The sequence below is a fragment of the Candidatus Cloacimonadota bacterium genome (genome assembly GCA_011372345.1).
Classification (GTDB): Bacteria; Cloacimonadota; Cloacimonadia; order Cloacimonadales; family TCS61; genus DRTC01.
Genome location: DRTC01000081.1, coordinates 1 through 2,532, shown reverse-complemented (window position 1 = coordinate 2,532; position 2,532 = coordinate 1). Strand labels below are relative to the sequence as shown.

Annotated in this window: 2 protein-coding genes; both read right to left on the bottom strand. The window is 32.0% G+C overall.

Going from position 1 to position 2,532, the window contains the following annotated elements; all coding sequences use genetic code 11:
* The coding region (locus ENL20_01490; protein ID HHE37231.1) for a glycosyltransferase at positions 1-656 on the bottom strand (656 nt) is incomplete at its 3' end.
* Positions 657-659: 3 nt separating this feature from the next.
* Positions 660-2,267 carry a DNA polymerase III subunit gamma/tau gene (gene dnaX, locus ENL20_01485; GenBank protein HHE37230.1) on the bottom strand — a complete coding sequence of 536 codons (1,608 nt, stop codon included), beginning with the start codon at positions 2,265-2,267 and terminating at the stop codon, positions 660-662.
* Positions 2,268-2,532 lie beyond the last annotated feature (265 nt).

Genomic DNA, 2,532 nt, shown 5'->3' with positions numbered 1-2,532 from the left:
TCTCCGGAGCGTAAATTTCCAATTCCGGAAAATCCATTCATTTTATCATATATACTTTTCCTATAAGCCATATTGCGAGCAGAACAAGTTATTTTCCAATTTAATCCGAGAGAACCGGCAACAACAGCAAAATGAGAAGATCGTTCCAGATTTTTTAATAGATTAATTTTTTTCTCTTTGGAAATTAAAGGTGAATATCCTGTAACGAAATCCGTTTTATCATCGAAATGTTTATTTATTTCAGAAAGCCAGTTTTTTGTTGGAAGACAGTCTGCATCAGTAAAGGCTAAAATCTCATATTCGGATTTTTTAATAGCATTGTTCAAGGCATTTTTTTTTCCGACTAAATTTTCTGTTTCTTCCTTAATTCGGATTAATTTCAGATTTGGAAATTTCTGTATATATTCTTTTACGATCAGTGAAGTTCTATCAGACGAACGATCATCAGCAACAATTATTTCATAATGATCTTGCGGATAATTCTGATCGACTAAATTTTCCAGTAATTGAGGAAGATTTTTCTCTTCATTGCGAGCTGCAATAATGATAGAAAACTTATTAAGATTATTGTTCTTACCCTGCTTCAGAAATAAAATTCCAAAACAAAAAGATAAAACAACAATCGCGTAAATAAAACTTAATATAATAAAGATCATTAATTAAGAAATGATTGAATCTGTAATCTCAATAAATTCTGCTAATTTTGGTGATTCTCTGCGGATATCTTCGATCGTTGGATTAGTTATTACTTTTTCTTTTTTAACTTTTTTCAAAGTGAAATCAATTTTTATTTTGAGATTGAAATGTTCGGAAATAATAGCGGAAATTATATTTTTTTCATCATCTAAAATCTTATAAGCAGTAGAACTACCTACATCATAATGAATAAAATTATTAGAAATATGGTCTATCATACAATTATTCAAATAAGTTGCAGCAATTGGTTTTTCTTTTTTGAGTTTATTTAGAATTATTTCTTTATCTTTTTTATAATCATCTATCGTAATATTTTTCAGTTTAGGTTTTTCCTGCTTAACTTCCCTGGTAATTTCCTTTATTACTTTCTCAGTTTTTTTATGCAGTTTTTTTTCTGATCTTTTCAAAGAAGGAACAGATTTCAAAGGCAATTCCTGTTGATTATCAGTACTGGAAATGGAACTGACAATTTCTTCGATAGACTTCATTTCAGAGATTTTTGCCATTTTAATAAAAGCCATTTCTGATATTAAAATTGGATTATTACTTGTCTTAATATCGGTTTTTGTTTTTATCAATAATGAGATCAGATACAAAAGATCATTTTCTTCAAAACTTTTACCTAAATCTTTGAGTATTTTTTTCTCAGAGTCAGGAATTTCAGGAACATCCAAACCTATCTTAATAAATAATACATTCCTGATATAATCCAGTAATCCATTGATAAATTCCTGGATATCATTCCCTTTTTCCAGAATTTGCTGGAACAATTTCACCATCACGATTGTCTTTTTTTCGGAAATCGAAGCAATTATCTTTTGATAGATTTCAGAATGAACTATCCCGAAAATCGAGAGAATATCCGAAAGTGATATTTTACCTTTTCCATAAGCCAAAACCTGGTCCATCAAAGATAGTGAATCTCTCATACTGCCGTCTGCCTTTTTTGCGATGACATACAATGCCTTTTCATCGATTTTTACTTTTTCTGTTTCACAAATTTTCTTCAACCTTTCTAATATCGAAGGAATTGGAATTCTCCTGAAATCGAAACGCTGACAGCGGGAAATTATAGTTGGCAGAACTTTATGCGGTTCCGTGGTAGCAAAAATGAAAATAACTTTTTCCGGAGGTTCTTCCAGGGTTTTCAGAAGAGCATTAAAAGCATTTTTGGAGAGCATGTGAACTTCATCGATGATATAGATCTTAAAATTAGAGTTAGAAGGTGAATACATTAATTCTTTCTGCAAATCCCGAATATCATCAACACCGGTATTGGAAGCTCCGTCGATCTCAATCACATCTGCTGAAATTCCGTCTGTGATTTCCTTACAATTCGTACATTCATTACAGGGACTAACTGTTGGTCCTCCATTTAGACAATTCAGACTTTTGGAGAAAATCCTCGCTAAAGAGGTTTTCCCGACTCCTCGTGGTCCGGTAAATAAATATGCTTGAGCAGTTCTATCGAGTTCGATCGTGTTTTTCAAAATCTGTGTGATATGATCTTGTGCGTAAACTTCGTCAAAAGTTTGCGGTCTATATTTTCGCGCCAGAACTAAATATGACATCCATCCCTCTTATCTTTCTTTCAATTGTGAGAAAACAGTTTTTAGTGATATTTTGTCAATCTTAAAGTTGGGAAATTCATTGAAGTGGTTGAATTCGTTGAATAAGGAAAACTCTATCTCTGTCATTGCGAGTGTTTTCGAGTAGCCGCTTAAAAATCCAAACTTACCAATCCCGATGTATCGGGATCGTGAAATTTTCAAAACTACTGTTTCTCCTCATTCCCAAATTTTAAAATGTCATTGGAACAATGACAAGGAATGCAAT